This is a genomic window from Dyella sp. A6, from assembly GCF_036320485.1.
Lineage (GTDB): Bacteria > Pseudomonadota > Gammaproteobacteria > Xanthomonadales > Rhodanobacteraceae > Rhodanobacter_A > Rhodanobacter_A aluminiiresistens.
The window spans coordinates 1,235,487-1,257,716 of sequence record NZ_CP132911.1 but is presented as its reverse complement, the minus strand read 5'-3'; the positions used below and the strand labels follow the sequence as shown (position 1 = coordinate 1,257,716).

General features: G+C 65.0%; 19 protein-coding genes and 1 pseudogene. 5 read left to right on the top strand and 15 right to left on the bottom strand.

What is annotated here, in order from left to right; translation table 11 throughout:
• The first annotated feature begins 177 nt into the window (after positions 1 to 177).
• Entirely contained in the window at positions 178 to 1,764 is a 1,587-nt protein-coding gene (gene ahpF / locus RA164_RS05420; protein ID WP_329742946.1) for an alkyl hydroperoxide reductase subunit F, read from the top strand.
• A 54-nt stretch (positions 1,765 to 1,818) separates the two neighbouring features.
• On the opposite strand, the gene prpE is transcribed toward ahpF, so the two are convergent.
• The gene (prpE, locus tag RA164_RS05415) at positions 1,819 to 3,714 is read right to left on the bottom strand and encodes a propionate--CoA ligase (RefSeq protein ID WP_329742945.1); all 1,896 of its coding nucleotides are present in this window, start codon (positions 3,712 to 3,714) and stop codon (positions 1,819 to 1,821) included.
• 141 nt (positions 3,715 to 3,855) lie between these two features.
• Here prpE and RA164_RS05410 point away from each other — a divergent pair, with 141 nt between their 5' ends.
• Positions 3,856 to 4,884 (top strand): MerR family transcriptional regulator, encoded by a 1,029-nt coding sequence (locus tag RA164_RS05410; protein WP_329742944.1) that lies wholly within the window; start codon positions 3,856 to 3,858, stop codon positions 4,882 to 4,884.
• Between the two features lie 37 nt (positions 4,885 to 4,921).
• On the opposite strand, the gene RA164_RS05405 is transcribed toward RA164_RS05410, so the two are convergent.
• Positions 4,922 to 5,740 carry a plasmid replication/partition related protein gene (locus tag RA164_RS05405; protein ID WP_329742943.1) on the bottom strand — a complete coding sequence of 273 codons (819 nt, stop codon included), beginning with the start codon at positions 5,738 to 5,740 and terminating at the stop codon, positions 4,922 to 4,924.
• 286 nt (positions 5,741 to 6,026) lie between these two features.
• Between RA164_RS05405 and RA164_RS05400 the strand changes: the two are divergent.
• Positions 6,027 to 7,090 (top strand): annotated as a pseudogene (locus tag RA164_RS05400) (IS30 family transposase).
• 342 nt (positions 7,091 to 7,432) lie between these two features.
• Here the strand turns inward: RA164_RS05400 and RA164_RS05395 are convergent.
• Positions 7,433 to 8,416 carry a malate dehydrogenase gene (locus tag RA164_RS05395; RefSeq protein ID WP_329742942.1) on the bottom strand — a complete coding sequence of 328 codons (984 nt, stop codon included), beginning with the start codon at positions 8,414 to 8,416 and terminating at the stop codon, positions 7,433 to 7,435.
• Between the two features lie 83 nt (positions 8,417 to 8,499).
• Positions 8,500 to 9,699, bottom strand: coding sequence for an aminotransferase class I/II-fold pyridoxal phosphate-dependent enzyme (locus RA164_RS05390; RefSeq protein WP_329742941.1), 1,200 nt, complete (start codon positions 9,697 to 9,699; stop codon positions 8,500 to 8,502).
• 253 nt (positions 9,700 to 9,952) lie between these two features.
• Between RA164_RS05390 and RA164_RS05385 the strand changes: the two genes are divergently transcribed.
• Positions 9,953 to 10,207: a GlsB/YeaQ/YmgE family stress response membrane protein gene (locus RA164_RS05385; RefSeq protein ID WP_329742940.1), complete on the top strand. Its 255-nt coding sequence runs from the start codon at positions 9,953 to 9,955 to the stop codon at positions 10,205 to 10,207.
• Positions 10,208 to 10,311: 104 nt separating this feature from the next.
• On the opposite strand, the gene RA164_RS05380 is transcribed toward RA164_RS05385, so the two are convergent.
• From RA164_RS05380 to RA164_RS05365, 4 genes are all read right to left on the bottom strand, one after another.
• On the bottom strand, positions 10,312 to 10,743 hold the full coding sequence (locus tag RA164_RS05380; protein WP_329742939.1) for a YidB family protein: 432 nt from the start codon (positions 10,741 to 10,743) through the stop codon (positions 10,312 to 10,314).
• A gap of 109 nt (positions 10,744 to 10,852) precedes the next feature.
• Positions 10,853 to 11,872: a LacI family DNA-binding transcriptional regulator gene (locus tag RA164_RS05375; RefSeq protein ID WP_329742938.1), complete on the bottom strand. Its 1,020-nt coding sequence runs from the start codon at positions 11,870 to 11,872 to the stop codon at positions 10,853 to 10,855.
• 92 nt (positions 11,873 to 11,964) lie between these two features.
• The gene (locus RA164_RS05370) at positions 11,965 to 12,474 is read right to left on the bottom strand and encodes a peptidylprolyl isomerase (protein ID WP_329742937.1); all 510 of its coding nucleotides are present in this window, start codon (positions 12,472 to 12,474) and stop codon (positions 11,965 to 11,967) included.
• Between the two features lie 105 nt (positions 12,475 to 12,579).
• Positions 12,580 to 14,334 (bottom strand): 3-hydroxybutyrate oligomer hydrolase family protein, encoded by a 1,755-nt coding sequence (locus RA164_RS05365; protein ID WP_329742936.1) that lies wholly within the window; start codon positions 14,332 to 14,334, stop codon positions 12,580 to 12,582.
• Positions 14,335 to 14,653: 319 nt separating this feature from the next.
• On the opposite strand from RA164_RS05365, the gene typA reads away from it, so the two are divergent.
• Positions 14,654 to 16,483, top strand: coding sequence for a translational GTPase TypA (typA, locus tag RA164_RS05360; protein ID WP_329742935.1), 1,830 nt, complete (start codon positions 14,654 to 14,656; stop codon positions 16,481 to 16,483).
• 219 nt (positions 16,484 to 16,702) lie between these two features.
• Here typA and RA164_RS05355 read toward each other — a convergent pair whose 3' ends face one another.
• The 7 genes from RA164_RS05355 to RA164_RS05325 form a co-directional block, all read right to left on the bottom strand.
• Positions 16,703 to 17,371, bottom strand: a complete 669-nt coding sequence (locus RA164_RS05355) for an O-methyltransferase (protein ID WP_329742934.1) — start codon at positions 17,369 to 17,371, stop codon at positions 16,703 to 16,705.
• 235 nt (positions 17,372 to 17,606) lie between these two features.
• Positions 17,607 to 17,882 (bottom strand): hypothetical protein, encoded by a 276-nt coding sequence (locus RA164_RS05350; protein ID WP_329742933.1) that lies wholly within the window; start codon positions 17,880 to 17,882, stop codon positions 17,607 to 17,609.
• Between the two features lie 212 nt (positions 17,883 to 18,094).
• Positions 18,095 to 19,015, bottom strand: coding sequence for an alpha/beta hydrolase (locus RA164_RS05345; RefSeq protein ID WP_329742932.1), 921 nt, complete (start codon positions 19,013 to 19,015; stop codon positions 18,095 to 18,097).
• A gap of 41 nt (positions 19,016 to 19,056) precedes the next feature.
• Positions 19,057 to 19,695: an SDR family oxidoreductase gene (locus tag RA164_RS05340; RefSeq protein ID WP_329742931.1), complete on the bottom strand. Its 639-nt coding sequence runs from the start codon at positions 19,693 to 19,695 to the stop codon at positions 19,057 to 19,059.
• Positions 19,696 to 19,792: 97 nt separating this feature from the next.
• Positions 19,793 to 20,566, bottom strand: coding sequence for an SDR family NAD(P)-dependent oxidoreductase (locus RA164_RS05335; RefSeq protein WP_329742930.1), 774 nt, complete (start codon positions 20,564 to 20,566; stop codon positions 19,793 to 19,795).
• Positions 20,563 to 21,267 (bottom strand): NAD-dependent epimerase/dehydratase family protein, encoded by a 705-nt coding sequence (locus RA164_RS05330; RefSeq protein WP_329742929.1) that lies wholly within the window; start codon positions 21,265 to 21,267, stop codon positions 20,563 to 20,565. Before RA164_RS05330 ends, RA164_RS05335 begins: the two co-directional genes overlap by 4 nt.
• 9 nt (positions 21,268 to 21,276) lie before the next feature.
• Positions 21,277 to 22,212, bottom strand: a complete 936-nt coding sequence (locus RA164_RS05325; protein WP_329742928.1) for an alpha/beta hydrolase — start codon at positions 22,210 to 22,212, stop codon at positions 21,277 to 21,279.
• Between the last annotated feature and the right edge of the window lie 18 nt (positions 22,213 to 22,230).

Below are 22,230 nucleotides of genomic sequence, written 5' to 3'. Positions count from 1 at the left end.
CCGGGCGTGGCCACGCCCGGTTCCACCTCCCGCCAGGGATGCTTGTGTCAGCGGCCTGCGCCGGGCACTGCTCCCCCGCCTGCCCATCTCCCCCCGCAGGCGCAGGCCGCTTCCACAAGCGTCCCATCGAAAATTCCCTGCGTTTCCGCCCATCCATCCTCTCCTGGAGTGGTTGCCATGCTCGACGAAGCCATCAAGGCCCAGCTGAAGGGCTACCTGGAAAAACTGACCCAGCCGATCGAACTGGTCGCGACGCTCGACGACGGCGCCAAGTCGCACGAACTGCACGACATGCTGGCCGAAATCGCCGCGATGTCGGACAGGATCTCGCTGCGCCGCGACGACAGCGACGCGCGCAAGCCTTCGTTCGCGATCAACCGCGTCGGTACCGACATCAGCGTGCGTTTCGCCGGCATCCCGATGGGCCACGAATTCACCTCGCTGGTGCTGGCCCTGCTGCAGGTCGGCGGACATCCGTCCAAGGCCGCCGCCGAGACCATCGAGCAGGTACGCAATCTCGACGGGGAATACCGCTTCGAGACGTATTTTTCGCAGTCCTGCCAGAACTGCCCGGACGTGGTGCAGGCGCTCAACCTGATGAGCGTGCTCAACCCCAACATCCGGCACGTCGCCATCGATGGCGCGCTGTTCCAGGACGAGGTGGAACAGCGCCAGGTGATGTCGGTACCCACCATCTATCTCAACGGCGAGATGTTCGACCAGGGCCGCATGAGCCTGGAGCAGATCGTGGCCCGGCTGGACACCGGCTCCGCCGCGCGCGAGGCCGAGAAGATCAAGGCCCGCGATGCGTTCGACGTGCTGGTGGTCGGCGGTGGTCCGGCCGGAGCGGCGGCGGCCGTGTATGCGGCGCGCAAGGGCATCCGCACCGGCGTCGCCGCCGAACGCTTCGGTGGCCAGGTGCTGGACACCATGGGCATCGAGAACTTCATCTCCGTGCCGTATACCGAGGGTCCGAAGCTGGGCGCGGCGCTGGAGCAGCACGTGCACGAATACGACGTGGACGTGATGAACCTGCAGCGCGCCACCAAACTGGTCCCGGCCACCGAATCGGCCAGTGGCCTGATCGAGGTACAGCTGGAAAACGGCGCCAGCCTCAGGTCGAAGACGGTGATCCTTTCCACCGGCGCACGCTGGCGGCAGATGGGCGTGCCCGGCGAGGACACCTATCGCAACAAGGGCGTGGCCTACTGCCCGCACTGCGACGGCCCACTGTTCAAGGGCAAGCGCGTGGCGGTGATCGGCGGCGGCAACTCCGGCGTCGAGGCGGCCATCGACCTGGCCGGCATCGTTGCCCACGTCACCCTGGTCGAATTCGACGGCAAGCTGCGCGCCGATGAGGTGCTGCAGAGGAAGCTGCACAGCCTGCCCAACGTCGACGTGGTAGTCAGCGCGCAGACCACCGAGGTACTGGGCGACGGCCAGAAGGTCACCGGCATGGTCTACAAGGACCGCACCGACGGCCTGATGCACAGCCTGGAACTGGAAGGCATCTTCGTGCAGATCGGCCTGCTGCCGAATACCGAATGGCTGAAGGGCACGCTGACCTTGTCACCGCGCGGCGAGATCGTGATCGACGACCGCGGCCAGACCTCGCTGCCCGGCGTATTCGCCGCGGGCGACGCCACCACGGTGCCGTACAAGCAGATCGTGATCGCGATGGGTGCAGGCTCCACCGCTGCGCTGGCCGCGTTCGACCACCTGATCCGCAGCTCGGCGCCGGCAACCGAAGCCGCCTCGGCCTGAGTCCGGCGGCGCAGGCAAGCGGTCGGGACGTCCCAGCCGGGAGTCCCGACCGCGTCAGGCACCCTGGTCCGGCCCGCGCTCCAGCGCCTGCCGGATTTCTTCCAGCGCAGCGGGATCATCCAGCGTGGACAGGTCGCCCGGATCGCGCTGCTCGGCCAAGGCCTGCAGCGAACGCCGCAGCAGCTTGCCCGAACGCGTCTTGGGCAGTGCGTTGACCACGTAGATCCGTGCCGGTCGGGCCACGCTGCCCAGCTGATCCACCACGCACTGCTGCATGCCGCGTGCGGCCGTGGCCGAGTCGTCGGCGACCTGCTGCTTCAGAGTGGCGAACACCACCGGCACCTGCCCCTTCAGCGCGTCCTTCACGCCGATCACCGCCGCTTCGGCCACAGCCGGATAGCCGGAGACCGACTCCTCGATCTCGCGCGTGCCCAGCCGGTGTCCGGCCACGTTGATCACGTCGTCGGTACGGCCAAGGATGAAGGTGTAACCATCGGCATCGCGGATCGCCCAGTCCAGCGAGCTGTAGAGCTGTTCGCGGAAATGGCTGAAGTAGCTGTGCACGTAGCGGTCGTCGTCGCGCCAGATCGTGCTGAGGCAGCCCGGCGGCAGCGGCGGCTCCAGCACCAGCACGCCCTTGTTGCCCGGCGGCACTTCCTTGCCGCTGTTCTCGTCGATCACCTTCATCCGGTACCCCGGAGCCGGCAGGCCGGGCGAACCCAGCTTCGCCGGTTTCAGGTCCAGCCCGGGCATCAGGGTGATCGCCGGCCAGCCGGTTTCGGTCTGCCAGTAGTTGTCTATCACCGGCACGCCCAGCGCGTCGTTGATCCATTGCGCGGTGGGCTCGTCCAGCGGCTCGCCGGCCAGGAACAGCCACTTCAGCGCGGACAGGTCATGCTTCTTCAGCCAGCTGGCGTCCTGCTTCTTCAGCACACGGATCGCGGTCGGCGAGGAGAACATCGTGCGCACGCCGTACTTCTCGCACAGCCCCCACCAGACGCCCGGATCGGGCCGTGTGGGCAGGCCCTCGTACAGCAGCGACGTGGCGCCGCCGATCAGCGGACCGTACACGTTGTAGGAATGCCCCACCGCCCAGCCCACGTCCGAGGTGGAGAACATCACCTGCCCCGGCGCGATGTCGAAAATGCAGCGGATCGACATCGCCATCGCCACGGCATAGCCGCCGGTGTCGCGCTGCACACCCTTGGGCTTGCCGGTGGTGCCGGAGGTGTAGAGCAGATAGCTGGGTTCGTTCGACTCCAGCCACACCACCGGCACGTCGGCACCAATGTACTTCGCGCGCAGTTCCGCGTAGTCGGTATCGCGGCCAGGCACGCGCAGCATCTGCGTATCCAGCCCGCGGTCGACGATCAACACATGCGGCGGCGGCGCCGAGGCTTCGTCCAGCGCCGCGTCCACCAGCGGCTTGTATGGGATCACCTTGCCCCCGCGCATGCCGGCATCCGCGCAGATCAGCAGCTTCGGCTGCGCATCGTCGATACGCAGGGCCAGGTTGTGCGCCGCAAAGCCGCCGAATACCACCGAGTGGATCGCACCCAGCCGCGCGCAGGCGAGCATTGCGAACACCGCCTCGGCAATGTTCGGCAGGTAGATCACCACACGGTCGCCACGCCCCACGCCCAGCGACTGCAGCACCGCGGCGCACACGTTCACCTCGCGATGCAGTTCGCGGTAGCTGAACTCGCGTGTGATATCCGTTTCGGTGGAAATCGCGACCAGCGCGCGCTGGTCGCCGCGCTCATTCAGGTGACGATCCAGCGCGTTGTAGCAGAGGTTGGTGGTGCCACCGACGAACCAGCGACGGAACGGCGGATTCGAGGCGTCGAGAATCTGCTGCGGCGGGGTGTCCCAGTGGATGCGCCGTGCCTGTTCGGCCCAGAACGCTTCCGGCGCCTCGATCGACTGCCGGTAGAACGTTTCGTAGTCCATGCCCGCCTCCATCAGTATCCGCTCACAGCCTAGCCTCGCACCCGGCAGGCGGCAGCACGACAATGGTCGTATGCACGCTTGACCCTCACGTTACGTCAGCCCGCAGCATCCATCTGCACGCACCAAAGGAGCACCTCCACCATGCCGATGACCGTAGGCGAACTGGCCAGGCGCAGCGGACTCACCGTCCGCACCCTGCACCACTACGATGCCATCGGCCTGCTGGTTCCCGCGGTGCGTTCCGCTGCCGGCTACCGCCTGTACGACAAGGCGAACATCGAGCGGCTGCACCGCATCCAGGCGCTGCGTCAGCTCGGTCTTTCACTGGCCGACATCGGAACCGCCTTGTCCGGGCCGCAGGCACCCTTGGCCAAGCTGATCGACCGCCAGATCGCGCAGCTCGACCGCGACCTTGCCGCCGGCGCCCGCCTGCGCGAGCGGCTGGTGCATCTGCGCACGCAACTGACATCCGGACAGTCACCCGACCTGGCCGACTGGCTGGACACGCTGGAGCTGATGACCATGTACGAGAAGTATTTTTCGCCCGAGGAACTGGAACGCCTGCCGCTGCACACCGACCCGGATGTGCTTGCGGAATGGAGCGCCCTGGTTGCCGCCGTGCAATCGGCGATGGACCGCGGTACCAGGCCCGACGACCACGACGCACAGACCCTCGCGTTGCGATGGATGGAAATGATAGGCCGCGGCACCGGCAACAACCCGGCCTTTCTGCTGCGCCTGCGTTCGATGACCGAAAGCGAACCCGGCATGCGCGAACGCAGCGGCATCACGCCCGAGCTGGAGCGCTTCGTGGAGCAGTCGCTGGTCGCTGTACGACTGGCGATCTTTGCCCGCTACCTCGACGCGCACGAGATGCGGCGCATGCGCCAGCACTACGGCAGGCAGATGCATGTTTGGCCCGAACTCATCGCCGCGTTGCACAGCGCGCTCGCCGACGGCGTGCCATCGGACGACCCCAGCGTGAAGGCGATGGCGCAACGCTGGATGACGCTGTTCCGCGAATACGCCGGCGACGACCCCGCCACCCACGCGAAGATCCGCGAGGCCTATGCGAAAGAGCCCGAGCTGCGCAGCGGCAGCTCGGTCGACGATGCCTTGCTCGCCTACGTGCGCAAGGCTGCGGCAAGCGCGGGCAGCCATTCCAGCTGACGCCTCGGGTGACCACCGGCAAAGGCTGGTGCGCCGCCTATCCGCCCTGCAGCTCGGCCAGCTGCTGTCGCAGCGAGGCCACCTCGGCGGTCAGCTCGGTTACGCGGCGACGCAGTTGCAGCAGCTCGCTCTCTTCATCGGCCGCGCCAGACGCATCCTTCGGCTTGCGCCGCGATTCGCGCACCCGCCTGGCCGCCTCCTTCAATTCCTTGTCGCCGGCGCTGGCAGCCGCGCGCTGCTCGTCCTGCGACAGGCTGGCCACCGCGGCGGCAGCGTTGATCGAGATCGTGCCCGCCTTCACCGCTTCCACCACCTCGGGGGCGGCCTGCTTGCGGATCTTCTCGATCAGGCCCACCTGGGCGTTGCTGAGACGCGCCGCCTTCGCCATCGCCTCGCGACTGGGTGGTGCCTCGACCGACGTCTCCGGTGCGCTGGCTTCCCGCTCAATAGCCGCGGGCTCATCTCCGGCGACGACTTCCGCGTGCTCCGGAATCGGCGGCAATGGTGGCAATTTCACCCGTGCTTGCGCACGACGCGCGGCAAGAATGTCGCGCTTGCGCAACGCCAACTCGCCACGCTGGAACACCGACAGGCTGCGCCGCCCCAGGTGTTGGTCGATCATCCACAGGTGGACGTCATCCATCGAGCGGAAATTCGGATGCTGCATGGTCTGGAACGACAGGCCATGCTGCTGGCAGATCGCGTAGCGGTGATGGCCGTCGATGAGGATCTCACCCCACAACACCAGCGCGTCGCGGCAGCCTTCGGCGAGGATGCTGCGTTCCAGCGCCTCGTACTCCTCCGGCGTCATCGGTTCGATATAGGCCTTCAGCTCTTCGTTGACGACGATGTTCATGCGGGGCGTGTCCAACCATGCAAAACGGCCGGGCATTTTAGGGATTGGGGGCGCGTTGCGCTGCCTTGTATTTCGCGGCGCTGCGTGTATCGCACCGTTTGCACGGGCTGATGCCTGGTCGCGACGCGAAGTCCCCGGCAGCGGCACGCTCGGCGACGTACATCTGCACCTCAGTCAAAAGCGGTTTTGACGTCCTTCGGCCGCCGAGTCACTTTCTCTTGCTTGCCCAAGAGAAAGTAACGGCGGTTTCTATGATCAAGTGCACCACCCCACGACAAGGTGATGCATGGGTCAGCACTATGGACATCTGAGCGCCGAAGAACGGGGCGCGATCATGGTCGGCAAGGCTCGGGGGGAGAGTGCCCGGCAGCTCGCCCTGATGCTGGGTCGCTCACCCAGCACGATTTCGCGGGAGCTGGCTCGCAATGGTCACCAGGAACCGTCCGTCCTGCCTCGGATGGGTCGGCCAAGGTTGAGCTACGACGCCAGTCGAGCCGGCCAACGCGCCCGGCGCCTGGCACGTAAGCCGCGGCGCGAGCGCAAATTGCGGCGGGACGGTCAGCTGTGGTGCCTCGTGCGCCGCTTGCTGGGCAAGGGCTGGTCACCTCAACAGGTGAGTCGCACACTGCGGCGTCATCACCCGGATGAGCGAGCCAAGCACGTGTCGCACGAGACGATCTACACCGCGATCTATGCCGCGCCACGCGGCGAACTGCGGCGGGCCTGGTCGCACTTCTGCGGCAGCACAAATGTGCGCGTCGGCCGCGTGGTCAGGGTGCGAACCGGCGCGGCCGGATGCACGACTTGCCGAGCATTCATGATCGTCCACTCGAAGCCAATGAACGGCTGTTGCCCGGCCACTGGGAAGGCGACTTCATCAAAGGCGCCCGTAACCGATCCTCGGTGGGCGTACTGGTGGATCGTCGGACACGTTTCCTGAAGCTGGTGAAGATGGAGGGGTGTTCGGCGGAGGATGCGCTGAAAGGCTTCAGCCGCGCATTCCGGCCGCTGCCACCGGAACTGCGCCAGACGCTGACTTACGATCAGGGCAAGGAAATGGCGCTCTACCGGACGCTATCGGAGCGCACTGGATTAGCGATCTACTTCGCCGACCCACGTAGCCCTTGGCAACGCGGCATCTGCGAGAACACCAATGGCCTGCTGCGCCAATACCTGCCTAAAGGTACGGACTTGTCGGTCTACAGCCAGAAGCAGCTCGACGCGATCGCCCGACGCATGAACCTCCGGCCACGTGCCACTCTCGATTACCACTGCCCTGCAGAAATGTTCATCCGTGCCATGGGCAGAGATGATCTGGCCGATGCCATCGATGGTGCACTTCTAGATTGACACCGCCAACCAAAGAGAACGGCACCCTGCGTCCGTCGTCCCTCCGCGCCGCTGGGCGCTGCGGGCACGCGGGTCGGGCCGGGCTTTTCGACAGGGCTCCTGCCCTGACGAAAAGGAACAGGCGTCCTGCCCGTTCCCCTTCGGGCCTTTTCGTCCCGCCCCGCTCGACTCCCGAAGGGACCCGGTGAAGGCTCGCTTCGCATCGCTTGCATGGATGGCGTAGCGGAGAAATCAGGTGGATGTTTTCTTACGTGCGATTCCTGTAGCTGCCTGCGGCGCACGCCCGCTTAAACAAGAAAGGGCGGCCGAAGCCGCCCTTCCCTCAAGCCCAAACGAGCCAGCTTACTTCGCGAACAGCTTCTCGACGCCTGCGCGCTCCTCGCGCAGTTCCTTCTGGGTGGCGTCCATGCGCGCACGCGAGAACTCGTTGATCGCCAGACCCTGCACGATGGCGTACTTGCCGTCCTTCACCGTCACCGGGTAACCGTAGATCACGCCCGGCTCGATGCCGTAGGAGCCGTCGGACGGAATGCCCATCGACACCCAGTCACCTTCGGCGGTGCCCAGCGCCCAGCTGCGCATGTGGTCGATCGCGGCCGAGGCGGCCGAGGCGGCCGACGAGGCGCCACGCGCTTTGATGATCGCCGCACCACGCTGCTGCACGGTCGGGATGAAATCGCTCTCGTACCAGGCCTGGTCGACCAGCGACAGCGCCGGCTTGCCGTCGACGGTGGCGTGGTGCAGGTCGGGGTACTGGGTAGAGCTGTGGTTGCCCCAGATGATCATCTTCTTGACGTCGGTGTTGTGCTTGCCGGTCTTCTCGGCCAGCTGGCTCATGGCGCGGTTGTGGTCCAGGCGCACCATTGCGGTGAAGCACTTCGGATCCAGGTCCGGCGCGTTCTGCTGGGCGATCAGCGCGTTGGTGTTGGCCGGGTTGCCGACCACCAGCACGCGGACGTCACGCTTGGCGTGATCGTTCAGTGCCTTGCCCTGCGGGCCGAAGATGGCACCGTTGGCTTCCAGCAGGTCCTTGCGCTCCATGCCCGGGCCGCGCGGACGCGCGCCGACCAGCAGTGCGTAGTCGACGTCCTTGAAGGCGACGTTGACGTCGTCGGTGGCCACGGTGCCGGCGAGCAGCGGGAAGGCGCAGTCGTTCAGCTCCATCACCACACCCTGCAGCGCGGGCAGCGCCGGGGTGATTTCCAGCAGGTGCAGGATCACCGGCTGGTCCGGGCCCAGCATGTCGCCAGCGGCGATACGGAACAGCAGGGCATAGCCGATCTGGCCGGCGGCGCCGGTAACTGCAACGCGAACGGGTGCTTTCATCACTTCCACTCCTCAACAGATGACAGGGTGGGCAGAGCCCACCGAAACGTAAGCGGCGGGTACGCGACCCACCTTGCGATGGATCAGGCGAGTTCGGCGAAGAACTCCGCGATACGGTCCAGGCCGGGCTGAAGCTGCGCGGTCGGACAGGTGTAGGAAATACGCAGGGCACGCGGTTCGCCGAAGGCCGAGCCCGGCACGCAGGCCACGCCCTTGGCTTCCAGCAGCGCCGCGCACAACTCCACGTCGTTACCGATCTTCGTGCCGTTGTGGCTCTTGCCGAAGGCCACGGAAATATCGGGGAACGCATAGAACGCGCCCTGCGGCCGTGGGCAGGTCACGCCCGGGATCGCATTCAGCGCGGCCACCACCGTGTCGCGCTTGGCGGCGAACTCGGCGCACTTGGCCGCGGGCACGTCCTGCGGACCGGACAGCGCCGCCACGGCAGCAGCGGTGATCACTTCCGGAATGCTGGTGATGTGGTTCGAATTGAGCGTGGTAACGGCCTTGGCCACGGCTTCCGGCCCCGCCATCAGGCCCACGCGCCAGCCCGGCATGCCGTAGGTCTTGGACACCGAGTCGACGAAGATCAACCGCTCGCGCAATTCCGGCCGCGCGAACACGAAGTTGTGGTAACCGATGCCGTCGAACACCATCGAATTGTAGATGTCGTCGGTGACGATCCAGGTGTCCGGATGCTTCACCAGCACGTCGGCCAGCGCTGCGATTTCCTCGCGCGTGTAGACCATGCCGGTAGGGTTCGACGGGTTGTTGAACAGAAACACCTTGGGCTTGCGCGCCAGCGCCGCGTCGAGCTGGGCAGGCGTCAGCTTGTAGGCCTGATCCGGACCGCAATGCAGCAAGTTGGCCCGCGCACCCACGATGTCGGCGATGTCTCGGTAGGTGGTCCAATACGGCGCTGCGAAGACGATCTCGTCACCCTCGTCCAGCAGCGCCTCGGCCAGGTTGTACAGCACCTGCTTGGCACCGATGCCGGTCGACAGGTTTTCGTGGCCATAGCCGGAAAAGCCGAGCGCCTCGATGTGCTTCAGGAACGCTTCCAGCAACGCCACGGCACCGCGATTGTTGCCGTACTGGCCGGAATCGTGCGAAAGCGCCTCGCGCGCGGCCGCATAGACATGCTCGCCGGGCAGGAAATTGGGTACGCCGATGGAAAAACTGATGATGTCGCGGCCGGCGGCCTTGAGTTCCTTGGCCTTGGCGGCAATCAGCATGATCGCGCTGGGCTTGGCGCGACCGACACGCTGGGCGAGCTGGGGCATGGCTTCCTCTGGATCGTGGGGACGAGGGAACGCAAACCGGGGGATTTTAGCATGCGGCGGCGCATCACCCATCACCACGACCGAAGTCGCATTGACGGGGTGCATTCCCTGCCCGGCCGTTGCATCATGCAGACGCCACCGGCCGGGCTTACATCGAATCCGGTCGCGGTGCAGGGCTCGCTGGACGCGGCGCCCGACACGTCAACAGGGGACCACCGCAAGACACTTCAAGCCACAAAGAGGACACACGGATATGCATTGGCTCTGGGTATTCATCGTCGGTCTGGTCGTCGGCATCGTCGCCAAGCTCATCACACCCGGAAAAGACCCCGGCGGCTTCATCATCACCGCGATCCTGGGTATCTGCGGCTCCGTGCTGGCCACCTGGGTCGGCGAACATCTCCACTGGTGGGGACCGGTCGGACTGATGCACTTCATCGCCTCGATCGGCGGTGCCGTGGTCCTGCTGGTGATCTACCACGCCGTGTTCAAGAGCAAGTCGTCCTGACCCTGAAAAGCACCGCCTGAAACGCAAGGCGCCGGCGAAGCTTTCCGCTTCGCCGGCGCCTTTTTCACATCCATGATGGCCAGGCAGCAACCCGGCAAGCCGGATCAGCTGCCCAGACCGCCCAGCAGCTTGCCGGCCAGACCTTCCAGCGCGCCCAGGTCGAGCCCGCCACCCTGGCCCTGCGCCGGCACCTGGCCGTCGGGCGTCAGATGATCAACCGCGTGCGGCAGCACCTGCGACAACTGGCCGAGCAACTGGCTCTGGTCCACGCCCAGCTTGCTCGCCGCCGATTCGAGCAGCGAACCCATGCCGCCGCTCTGCAATGCCTGTCCGAGCTGGCTACCGGAAACCGCCTGGTTGGCGCCGGTGCCCACCCAGGACTGCACCGCCTGGCCAAGCCCCTGCTGCTGCAACATGGACACCAGTCCCTGGACGCCACCCGCCTTCTGGATCAGGTCGCCAGCCAGCGAGACCAGCGAGCCGGCACCGGCGGCATTGCCTTGGCCGCCGCCCAGCAAATCATTGAGAAAGGACATGGTTACGCTCCTTGTTTATCGAAAAGAAAATGGAAAACCCGGTTCTAGGCCCCCTGCTTGCCATGCCGCCGCATCGAATCCGTGACCGTCGGACAGCTTCCGAAGCATATCAGGGCGCGGCGGCCGTCGAATCGCGCAGCTCCAGCGAGTAAGGCACCTCCACCAGCCGACCCGGCCCGCGGCCGCGCAAGCTGTCCAGCACCTGCAGGGCGGCCAGGCGTCCCATCTCGCGGCTGGGCTGCCGGACCGTGGTCAGGGCCGGCCACAACTGGCTGGCCAGCGGCGTGTCGTCGAAACCGCAGACGGACAGGTCGCGCGGCATCTTCAACCCGTATTCGCCGGCTACCCACATCACCCCGGCAGCCATGTCGTCGTTGGCGGCGAACACCGCGGTGGGGCGCTTGCGCTTGCCCAACGACAGCAGCTGGCGCGCGGCGGCCACACCCGAACCGAAGGTGAAGCCGCCCTGCACGACCAGCTCGGGGTCTTCCGGCAGGCCGGCCGCGGCCAGGGCGTCGCGATAACCCGCCAGGCGCCAGCGGCTGGCGCCGTGATTGGCGATGCCCAGCACGTGGGCAATCCTCCGGTGTCCCAGCCCGATCAGGTGTTCCACCATCGCCCGTGCGGCCTGGCGCTCGTCCATGGTCACGCCGATGCAGCCACGCCGCTTCACCGGCGACACGCTGGCATACGGCACGCCGCGCTCGCCAAGGCGCTTGAGCAGGGGCGCGTAATCGGTAATCGGCGGTGTCAGCACCACGCCGTCGGGATGGTGCCGGGAAATCAGGGTGTCGATGCGCTGGATGAAGTCGCTGCCACCCATCCGCAGCGGGCGCACCATCATGCTGTAGTGATACTCGTCGCAGGCTTCCAGCACGCCGTCCTGGATCTCGGCCAGATAGGACGAGGTCGGGTTGTCGTTGTTGTCGTACAGCATCGCCACCACGAAGGAGCGATTGCCGGCCAGGCTGCGCGCCGAGGGGTGCGGGTGATAATCCATCGCCTCCATGGCGGCCAGTACCCGCTGGCGCGTGTCGTCCTTGACGTTGGCCTCGTCGTTGAGCACGCGCGACACGGTCTTGGGCGAAACGCCGGCTTCGCGTGCCACATCTTCGAGACGTACCCGCATGGAATCTCCTGTCATGGCCTCATCATGCTGGACCCGCGCGATGGTCGTCCGGGACAGCAGCCACCGGACGACGGATCATGCATGCCGAAGGCTCAGCCGCGGGCATCCAGCGTCTTGTTCCACTCGGCCACGCGGTCGGCCTGGGCGGCCAGCAGCGCGTCCACGTCGCCTTCCACGGTGACCTTCTCGATCGTGTCGCCCTGCTGGATCGCGTCGACCACGGCCTGGTCTTCCGCGCCGATCACTTCGCCGAACACGCTGTGCTTGCCGTCCAGCCACGGCGTGGCGCCATGGGTGATGAAGAACTGGCTGCCGTTGGTGCCCGGACCGGCGTTGGCCATCGACAGCACGCCCGGCTTGTCGTGGCGCAGCGACGGGTTGAACTCGTCCTCGAAACGATAGCCCGGGTTACCACGGCCGGTGCCCTCCGGGCAGCCGCCCTGGATCATGAAGTCGGCGATAACGCGGTGGAAGCTCAGTCCATCGTAAAAGCCGCGACGCGCCAGATTGACGAAGTTGGCTGCCGTCACCGGCGTCTTGTCCTCGTACAGGCGAATATGGATCGAGCCACGGTTGGTCTGGAACGTCACTTGGATGGACATGGGAAATCCTTGGGTTCGGTGGATCCGCCGCGCCGGATGGCACGGTGGCAATGGCCACCAAGGATAACCCAGCCGTCCGGCATGCGCCGACCACCGGATGCCATCTCAGGGCAGGTCCAGCATCTCCCGCCGCAGCATGCCCTCGCCCCGTGGCGTGGCCTGCGGCGTGGGCAGATCCCGTGGCCACGACACCTGCTCGAACAGATGCGCCCACATGCGCTCCAGCGCGACATAGCCGTAGGGCATCAGCGGCACATGCGCGGCACCGAAACCGGGCACGGCCAGAAAGGCGTCGAAATGCTGGGCATGCGGCACCCGCCAGTACAGTGGTGCGCGTCCGTCGCTGCGCAGCCAGGCGACATAGGGTTCGGAACCGAAGGCCGTCGGCAGCAGCCCGTCGCCGGCACCATGCAGCACCCACAGCGGCAGGTCCGCGCGCGGCAGCTGCACCGCACTGGCGGCGATGCTGGCGCGCACGTCACGGGCGCCGCCGCCATCACCGGTCCAAAGATTGCGCAGGCCGTCCAGACCAGCCAGCGTCGGGTCATCCGAATGATCCATGCCGCCGCGCAGCGCGATGCCGTTGCCCGGCGGGATGCCCGAACCGTCCGCCCACCAGGCGGCGCGGGTGGCCGCATCGGCCGGCGCGGGCTGGTTGTTCCTGTCGATGGTGACGTAATGGAAACCGCACGGCATGTCGGCAGCTCCGGTCCGCGCGTAGGACGAGGCATAGCCGGCCACGATCACCCGCCACAGATCGAACGAGGTGGTGCTGGCCGCGGTCGCCATGGCCAGGTCGGTCCAGCCCTGCGCGCGCAGGCGCTCGTAGGCGGCATCGGCCTGCGCCGCCAGCGTCGCACCCGGCAGGCGGCCGTCGGCATGCAGACTGGCGCAGCGCTGGATCCGCGCCGGCGGGATCGAACCGTCCGGCGCGCGCCCGAACGGCACCGCGGCGAAGCGCGACGTGGCCAGCGCGCACGGCAGCCAGATCGCCGCCTCGGTGGCGTAGTCGTACAGCGGCCGCCCCTGCCCCGCTGCATGGACATTCGGCTCCAGCGCCACCACCCCGGCAAACAGCTGCCCGTCGTCCAGCCCCGCCGCCTGCAGCACCGCGCCGCCGCCATTGGACAGCCCGGCGGCGATGATCTTCGTGTTCTGCGCCGTGAACGGCGCCAGCATCGGGAACGCGCGGTCGAGCATGGCCAGACCGAACTGCGCCGCCTGGATCACGTCGCGCCCCCAGTCGGCTTCCGGGTTGTCGCGCGAGTTCATCTGCTTCACGGCAACGCCGGCGTCGGTCGCTGCCGGTTCCGGCTCGAACTCCAGCATGGTCTCGCCGCGCCGGGCACGGGTACCGTCCAGTTGCACGCCACTGTCGTCGGCGTAGTCGAAGTAACCCGCGCCGGTGCCCTTGTCGGTGTAGGCCACCGCGCAACCTTTCGGCAGCCCCCAGGCACCGGCCAGCGAGATCGCGCCATATACCCCGCGCGAACCGGACGACGGCGCCACCACCAGGCAGCGGTGCGTCGGGTCGAGGTGGTCGGGCACCTGCAGCAGCACGCGGTGCGGCTGGCTGGCACCCGGCACGCGGGCAAACGCCTGGTATTCGCGACCGGGCACGTCGGGCACACCACCGTAAACGGTGCCGTAACCGCCCAGCGGTCCCAGGTCGGCAATGCCCTTCCAACTGGTCTGGATCGCGCGCCGTCGCAGCTCGGCCGGACTGGGTCGGGCCGCATCGGCGAATGGCGATGGCGCACCGGCGAGTCCGGCCAGGCCGAGGCCGGCGCTCAGCAGGTCGTCCAGCCCCCGATGTTCGGTGGCGCGGACATCGCTGACGAGGAATTCCGGGCAAGCCATCGCCGTCTCCTGTGCCGTTCGACATAAGGCAGACCGTGCCTGCCCCGATCCCATCCTACGCGATGCCCATCCTACGCATCTCCGCGGACAGGCCGCACCCGGCACAGTGTTCGACGTCATGCGGCACGCCCATGCCCGCGCCGTGCAGACACCCGGAAACGGCGCGATGCACGCCGCCACATCGCGCCGTTTCCGGCACCTCGCTGAACCTTTTTCTTGCCCAGTCCAGCAAGTTGTCACACAAGTCCGTATAATCCGGTGGTTATTCCTTCTGCCCACCCATCAGGCGGCCCCCACGGCGCCCGCCGAGCGTTTACCCATGTCCATCGAAAATCTGCGCAATATCGCCATCGTCGCCCACGTCGACCACGGCAAGACCACTCTTGTCGACCAGCTGCTGAAGCAGTCCGGCACGCTCGCCGAGCGCACCGTGCTGGCCGAACGCGTGATGGACTCCAATGACCAGGAAAAGGAACGCGGCATCACCATCCTGGCCAAGAACACCGCCATCACCTGGCAGGGCAACCGCATCAACATCGTGGACACCCCCGGGCATGCCGACTTCGGCGGCGAGGTGGAGCGCGTGCTGTCGATGGTCGACACCGTGCTGATCCTGGTCGACGCGATGGACGGCCCGATGCCGCAGACCCGCTTCGTGACCCAGAAGGCCTTCGCGATGGGCTTCAAGCCGATCGTGGTGGTCAACAAGATCGACCGCCCGGGTGCGCGTCCGGAGTGGGTGGTGGAGCAGGTGTGGGATCTGTTCGACCGCCTCGGCGCCACGCCCGAGCAGATGGACTTCCCGATCGTCTACGCCTCGGCACTGAACGGTTACGCCAGCCTCGACGAGACCGTGCGTGAAGGCGACATGACCCCGCTTTACGAAGCGATCATGCAGCACGCACCGCGCCCCGACGTGGACCCGGAAGGCCCGTTCCAGATGCGCATCAGCCAGCTGGACTACAACAACTTCGTGGGCGTCATCGGCATCGGCCGCATCCAGCGCGGTACGCTGAAGAAGAACATGCCGGTAGCGGTGATCGACCGTCACGGCAAGAAGCGCCAGGGCAAGGTGCTGCAGGTGCTCGGCTTCATGGGTCTTGAGCGCATCGAGCAGGACAGCGCCGAGGCCGGCGACATCGTCGCCATCTCCGGCATCGCCGAGCTGACCATTTCCGACACCGTCTGCGCGCTGGACGCCCCCGAGGCGCTGCCCGCACTGACCGTGGACGAGCCGACCATCTCGATGACCTTCCAGGTCAACAACTCGCCGTTTGCCGGCAACAAGGACCTGTCCGGCGGCAAGTTCCTGACCAGCCGCCAGCTCAAGGACCGCCTGGACCGCGAGCAGGTGCACAACGTGGCGCTGAAGGTCGAGCAGGGTTCGGACGCCGACAAGTTCCTGGTTTCCGGCCGTGGCGAGCTGCATCTGTCGGTGCTGATCGAGAACATGCGCCGCGAAGGCTACGAGCTGGCCGTGTCGCGCCCCGAGGTCATCATCAAGGAAATCGACGGCCAGAAGATGGAGCCGTTCGAACAGCTGGTGATCGACGTGGAGGAAATCCACCAGGGTCCGGTGATGGAGCGCATCGGCATCCGCAAGGGCCAGCTGAAGAACATGGAGCCCGACGGCAAGGGCCGCGTGCGCCTTGAATACCTGATCCCGGCGCGTGGCCTGATCGGCTTCCAGAACCAGTTCAAGACCCTGACCCAGGGTTCGGGCCTGCTGTTCCACGTGTTCGATCACTACGGTCCGAAGGAAGAAGGCCAGATCGCCAAGCGCCCCAACGGCGTGATGATCGCCAATGCCGGCGGCACCACCCCTGCCTACTCGCTCGGCCCGCTGCAGGAACGCGGCAAGCTGTTCGCCGCCGAAGGCGACAACGTGTATGAAGGCCAGCTGGTCGGCATCCACGCCAAGGACAACGACCTCACCGTCAACGTGATCAAGCCCAAGCCGCTGACCAACATGCGCGCCTCGGGCAAGGACGACGCGATCCAGCTGACCCCGGCCACCAAGTTCAGCCTGGAACAGGCACTGGACTTCATCGACGACGACGAGCTGGTCGAGGTGACGCCGAAGGAAATCCGCCTGCGCAAGAAGCACCTCACCGAGAACGACCGCAAGCGCGCCTCGCGCTCGGCCTGAGGAACCCGCCAGGCAACACCCGGAAAGCCGCCGCAAGGCGGCTTTCTGTTTTCAGACGATCCGTTTTCCGATCATCCACGACTGGCACGGAACCGCTGCTGTCATGCTGACCACATCACTGTGCGAAGCACTGCTCCGATCCCAGCCAGCTGCCCGGATGCAACCGTCGTTCAACGGCCGCATCCATCGACGCCGGGAACGTGCAACGACCATGCATTGCTAGCTTTCAACGACTGCCATGGAAAAGCCGTCGTAGCCTTTGCTGCCGACCGTCTGTATGGCCGTCGCAGACAACCGTGGATCAGCCGACATCATCTCTAAGAACGAGCGGACGCCCTGAACCCTGGCGTCACTGGACATCGCGTTCGCCACTTCACCTTCACGCACCACGTTATCCCCAATGATCACCGTCCCCGGGCGGGACAGCTGGAGCGACAGCTCAAGATACGCCGGGTTGTTCGGTTTATCCGCGTCAATGAAGATGAAGTCGAAGGGCGACTCTCCCGCGGCAACCATCGTGCGAAGAGAGTCAATCGCCGGCCCTACGCAGACAGACACGACAGAGGACAGCCCCGCGCGCTCGATATTGGCCGACGCAATCGCAGCGTTCTTCGGATCCGCCTCCAAAGTCACCAGCCTGCCTTCGTCCGGCAAAGCACGCGCCAACCATATTGTGCTGTAACCACCCAGCGTGCCGATCTCCAAAATCCTCCTGGCGCCTTGAACCCTTGCGAGCAAATGCAGGAACTTGCCTTGATTGGGTGCAACGTTGTGGGGAGGTAACCCAGCCGCTTCGCTATCACTCAACGCCTGCTTCAGACAGCCATCCTCTGGAACCAGCATTTTCGAAAAATAAGCGTCTACAGACGACCAGGATGCTTGACTCACGCAACGACCTCGAAAGAATGGATTCTGAAAGCCAACTACTCAATGAACGTATCCGCATGGCGGACGTGGCTGCCACGTCGCAGCAAGATAGTCGGGCATGAAGAAGGATGAAACACCCCGCATTCGCAAGGTAGCCTTACGCCTTTTGAAGCCGGTCATCCGACAGGCCCGCAACCGGGCAAGAGAGCCATCGCGCAAGCCATTGCCCGGGGCGACCACCCAAGCTTGCGCGCCGTCAGGTCTCGCCGCGCAGTTGGGCAACGCTCCGCTCGATCACGGACCATGGCAGAACGTACGAGCCACCCATCTGGACAGGCTTGAGGTCCGGGTGCTCGCCGTGGATCGTGTTGGCGATCTCCAGCAGGCCGGCCATCGCCGTCGCGAACAACCGGCGCTGACGCCTGAACTCATCAGGTTCACAGCCTTCCCGGATGCTCGCCAACTGCGCATCGAGCGCAGCCGTGATCTTGCAGACGAGAACACTCGTCGATTCAGCCGCCTTCAGGTCCATGATGCGTCTCCGGTTCAACACGCACTGTGTCGGCAATAGCTGAGCAATGCGCTGGTGTCGACGACACGCTGTTATAGACGGAACCACAACGGCAGACTAGTGTGCGGCGGCCTCGATGCTGCAAAACGTCAACAAGGCCGCCGACTGGAAGCGATGGTTGAATGGGCGCTGCTATCAGACGCCATTTCACCATCGGCACAGATGCTCACGTTTTACATCTTGCTCTTGAAGAACGGCGCGAGCTGCCCGATCGCCTCGTTGATGTATTTCTCGCCGTCGTACATCGACATGTGGTTTGCGCCTTCCACGATGTACTGCCGCTTGTCGGAAGTTCCGGCGCGCTTCATCAGGTCGTCGCTCATCCATTTGCTGCCGGCCTGGCTACCCACCACGGTCAGCAGCGGCTGTGTGAGGAATGCCTCGGCCTTGAAATAGGCATCGTAGGTGATGATCTGATCAAGACTGCGCGCAGTCATGTACCCGGGCGCCGTGGGGTACTGCGCACGTGGCGTGTGGTAGTACTCCCAGGCTTCGCGCAACTCCGCATTGGGAGCGTCTTCCTCGCGCATCGGTGCCAGCGGAAAAATGCCATTCTTGCTGCCATCGGCTGCGGCGCGGCGCGCATCAGCGCCCATGTCCCGCACCGGGATGGCGTCGGCATCCTTGATGTTGTTGTCCCAGCCGTTTCGAAACATTTGGCCGATGTTGACCATGCTAACGGTGCCGACCGCCTTGATGCGCTTGTCGTTGATTGCAGCATTGGCGGTATAGCCGGCGCCGGCACAGATGCCCATCGCACCGATCTTGTCCTGGTTTACGTAGGGCTGGATGTCGAGATAGTCGATGACTGCGCTGACGTCTTCGGTACTGACGTAGGGGTTCTCAAGTTGACGCGGTTCACCGGTGCTTTCGCCCTGGTAGGAGCGATCGAAGGCGATGGTCACGAAGCCTTGTTCGGCCAGCTTCCTTGCGTAGGTGCCGGCTGTTTGCTCCTTCACACCACCGCCTGGATGCGACACCACAATTGCCGGAAAGCTGCCTTTTTCATCGAAGCCATCCGGGAAGTTGATGACGGCCGACAGCGTGATGCCATTGCCGTTGCGGTTGGGGATGTCGATTTTCTTGGATTCCATGACGTGTCTCCTGTGATCGTGGGTAGGGTGACGGCTCGCCATCAATAGAACGCAGGCTTGTCGCCTTCGGTGCCGGGTTTGTTGACGCCGAGATTTGCTCTGGAGTGCTGGGAGGGGTCTGCGATGATTTTCGCGATCAGATCGGCCACGCTGCGGCGTGATACCTCCGTGCCCTTGAAGGTCTCTCCCTTGGTCGTGGTTTCGTAGTCGACCTCGTCTTCATCGGTCAGCCATGCCGGGCGCAGGATCGTGAAATCCAAGCCCGAAGCTTCAATGGCATCTGCCGCGCGACGGAACGGCTTCAGTGCCTCGCCGATCATCGACTTGTTCCACTTCTGGAACTTGCCCGGCAATTCGTCGTAGATGCCGAGCGAGGTCACGAAGATTAGACGCTTTACCCCGGAGGCCTTCATAGCAGTGACCACTGCCGCGGCCTGTTCGTCGATGTCATCTCCGGTCAGGTTGGCATACACCAGATCTTGTCCGGCCATGGCCCCGGCCAAGGCAGCCTTGTCCAGAACATCACCTTCGAGGACTCGCGCATTGGTCGGCACCGCGCTATGCAGCCTACGTGGGTGGCGCAGGAACAATGTCTGCCTGACCGAATTTGCATTCGCCAGGTCGTGAATCACCCAGCGGGCGATCTGTCCACCTGCGCCAAGGATGAGGACATTTTTCATTGATGCTTCTCCTCCGGGTTGCCATCTTTTCGTGGGCAAGGTTCAAACAGGGCCGAACGGCTGCATGTGGACGGCTTGGGGGATTGTTCTCTCCGTCTCAGGCCCCGACATAGGCGCCGTTGTCGACGACCAGCACGCGACCGGTGACGGCGCGGGCAAGGTCACTCGCGAGATAGAGGATGGCGTTGGCCTGGTCGATCGGCTGGGTGTAGGGCAGCGCCTGATTCGAGTATTTGGCCGCGTACTCGACCATCTTCGTTCCGCCAGGCAGCTTTCCCGCCGCCCAGGCTTGGGCCATTGGCGTGTCGGTGTTGCCCGGCGCGACTGCATTGCAGCGAATGCCGGTGCCGGCGAATCGCACCGCGATGTTGGTCGTCATGGCATTTACCGCGGCTTTCGTCGAGGTATAGGCAACGCCCCCCAGCGGTAACGAGCCGTTGATCGAGGTGACATTGACAATCACCCCTTCGTTTCGTGGCATGAAGTGCTGTGTAGCCTCTCTACAGAAGCGGAATACCCCGGCGTAGTTGATCTGCACCACCTTGTCGAAGTGCTCGTCGCTGCACTCCTCGATGGACACCATGTCACCGTAACCGGCGTTGTTGACCAGGACGTCGACCTGACCGAACGTTTCGATAGCCAGGGAAAATACGCGCTTCGGCGATGCGGGATCTGCCGAGTCGGCCGCCAGGCCGATGGCCTTGCCGCCCCCTGCTGCGATCTCATCGACCACTGCATCAAGCTCCCCCTGATTGAGGGCCGTCAGTACGACATTGGCGCCCTGGGAGACGAAAAGCTTCGCTGTCGCCAGGCCGATGCCCTTGCTTGCACCGGTAATGATGGCTGTCTTGCCTTCAAGCAGTTGCTTCATCTTGCGTGTTCTCGTCGGATGTCATTGCTACGCCAAGCCATGGCCAGGCGGTGGATGTCGGTACTTTCCAGCACATGGTTGCCTGCACCGCTGCGTGCTACCTGCAACATGGCTTCGCCAATCTGTTCGGTGTCGAGGACTGAGTTCGGGAAAAGCCGGCGCAACGGGCGGGACAGCCAGCCAAGCGCGGCATAGGTCATGCGGTAGAGCCGCGTACTGGACGTTTCGCCGTGCAACGGAAAGATCAGGCCGGGGCGGAACAGGTACACAGCGCGGAACCCGAGCTGTTGCAGCGCATTTTCGGTCCGCCCCTTGATCCGCGCCCACGTCGTTCGGCCACGTTCGCTGGCATCGGTGCCCTGCCCTGAGACATAGGTGAACGCCATGCCCGGATTGGCTCTTGCCAACACGGCCGCCACGGCCAGCGGCAGATCGTGGTTGATGCGTGTGTACGCGTCCTCATCCGCACCAGAGACCGACGAGCCAACGCAGAAAAAGCACGCATCGAAATCATCGAACTGCGCCTGCAGCGGCGCCAGCGCGAAAAGGTCGGCCTGCACCAGCTGTTTCAGTCGCGGATGCCTGGCTTCCAGTGGCGCGCGGCCGATGGCGAGCACCTCGCTCACGCCGTCGGCGCGCAGGCATTCGCGCAGTACGCCCTGGCCCACCATGCCGCTGCCGCCGAACAGGATGATCTTCATGCGTGCGGCTCAGGCTGAAAGGTGCTTCTTCAGGAACGGCACCATGCGATCCAACGCAAGCTTGACCGGCTCGGGCTTGTCGTAGATGTCGTAGTGTGACCAACCGTCGAGCAGGACCAATTGCCGATCCTTCGAGGCAGTCGCGCGGCCGTAGGCCTCCGAGCCATCGCGATAGGCACCGAACGCGCCGACCTTGTCGCCGATCACCACCATCATCGGCTGGGTCATCAGCATTTCGGTGAAGGCGAGCGCGTCCCAGCCCAGCGTATTCTGGGCATGGCTGAACAGCATCCGGGTCCAGCCGCCAGGCTGCTGGCCGCGCGGCGTCTTGTAGTAGTCGGTGGCTTCCCACACGTCGCGCTCGGTCAAGCCGGCGGCCTTGGCGGCCTCTGGACTGGCCGGGAGCAACTCGTTGACCTGCAATTCGCCGCCACGTGCTTCGCTGGTGCGCTGCGTGGCCATCGCCTGCAATGCGCCAAGCGGGTCGTAGCCGCTGAAGCCTTCGCGGAACAGCCGGCCGATGTTGACTGGAGTCACGCCGACCACCGCCTTGATCCGCTTCTCGGTCAGGGTCGCGTTCAGCGCGTAACCCCCGCCCCCGCAAACGCCTATCAAACCGATGCGATCGGCATCCACGTAGGGCAGTGTCACCGCATAGTCGATAACGTGGCTGATGTCTTCAACCCGTTGGGTCGGGTCCTCGATCCAGCGTGGTTCGCCACCGGAATCACCCTGGAAGCTGGCGTCATACGCGATGACCACGAAGCCTTCCTTCGCCAGTGCCGCTCCGTAGACCTTGCTGGACGTCTGTTCCTTGCAACTGCCGAATGGGTGCACGCTGACAATCGTGGGGTACGGCTTGCTTTCGTCGAAGGCTGGCGGCAACAAAATCAGGGCTGCGATATCCCAGGCCATGTCGCGGTTTCGGAACTTGATGGAGTGCATCCTTAGTCTCCTGGCTTA

Bases quoted from the DNA above. Each gene is read 5' to 3' on its own strand.
- ahpF (WP_329742946.1), top strand. From the start codon at position 178: ATGCTCGACGAAGCCATCAAGGCCCAGCTGAAGGGCTACCTGGAAAAA.
- prpE (WP_329742945.1), bottom strand. From the start codon at position 3,714: ATGGACTACGAAACGTTCTACCGGCAGTCGATCGAGGCGCCGGAAGCG.
- RA164_RS05410 (WP_329742944.1), top strand. From the start codon at position 3,856: ATGCCGATGACCGTAGGCGAACTGGCCAGGCGCAGCGGACTCACCGTC.
- RA164_RS05405 (WP_329742943.1), bottom strand. From the start codon at position 5,740: ATGAACATCGTCGTCAACGAAGAGCTGAAGGCCTATATCGAACCGATG.
- RA164_RS05395 (WP_329742942.1), bottom strand. From the start codon at position 8,416: ATGAAAGCACCCGTTCGCGTTGCAGTTACCGGCGCCGCCGGCCAGATC.
- RA164_RS05390 (WP_329742941.1), bottom strand. From the start codon at position 9,699: ATGCCCCAGCTCGCCCAGCGTGTCGGTCGCGCCAAGCCCAGCGCGATC.
- RA164_RS05385 (WP_329742940.1), top strand. From the start codon at position 9,953: ATGCATTGGCTCTGGGTATTCATCGTCGGTCTGGTCGTCGGCATCGTC.
- RA164_RS05380 (WP_329742939.1), bottom strand. From the start codon at position 10,743: ATGTCCTTTCTCAATGATTTGCTGGGCGGCGGCCAAGGCAATGCCGCC.
- RA164_RS05375 (WP_329742938.1), bottom strand. From the start codon at position 11,872: ATGCGGGTACGTCTCGAAGATGTGGCACGCGAAGCCGGCGTTTCGCCC.
- RA164_RS05370 (WP_329742937.1), bottom strand. From the start codon at position 12,474: ATGTCCATCCAAGTGACGTTCCAGACCAACCGTGGCTCGATCCATATT.
- RA164_RS05365 (WP_329742936.1), bottom strand. From the start codon at position 14,334: ATGGCTTGCCCGGAATTCCTCGTCAGCGATGTCCGCGCCACCGAACAT.
- typA (WP_329742935.1), top strand. From the start codon at position 14,654: ATGTCCATCGAAAATCTGCGCAATATCGCCATCGTCGCCCACGTCGAC.
- RA164_RS05350 (WP_329742933.1), bottom strand. From the start codon at position 17,882: ATGGACCTGAAGGCGGCTGAATCGACGAGTGTTCTCGTCTGCAAGATC.
- RA164_RS05345 (WP_329742932.1), bottom strand. From the start codon at position 19,015: ATGGAATCCAAGAAAATCGACATCCCCAACCGCAACGGCAATGGCATC.
- RA164_RS05340 (WP_329742931.1), bottom strand. From the start codon at position 19,695: ATGAAAAATGTCCTCATCCTTGGCGCAGGTGGACAGATCGCCCGCTGG.
- RA164_RS05335 (WP_329742930.1), bottom strand. From the start codon at position 20,566: ATGAAGCAACTGCTTGAAGGCAAGACAGCCATCATTACCGGTGCAAGC.
- RA164_RS05330 (WP_329742929.1), bottom strand. From the start codon at position 21,267: ATGAAGATCATCCTGTTCGGCGGCAGCGGCATGGTGGGCCAGGGCGTA.
- RA164_RS05325 (WP_329742928.1), bottom strand. From the start codon at position 22,212: ATGCACTCCATCAAGTTCCGAAACCGCGACATGGCCTGGGATATCGCA.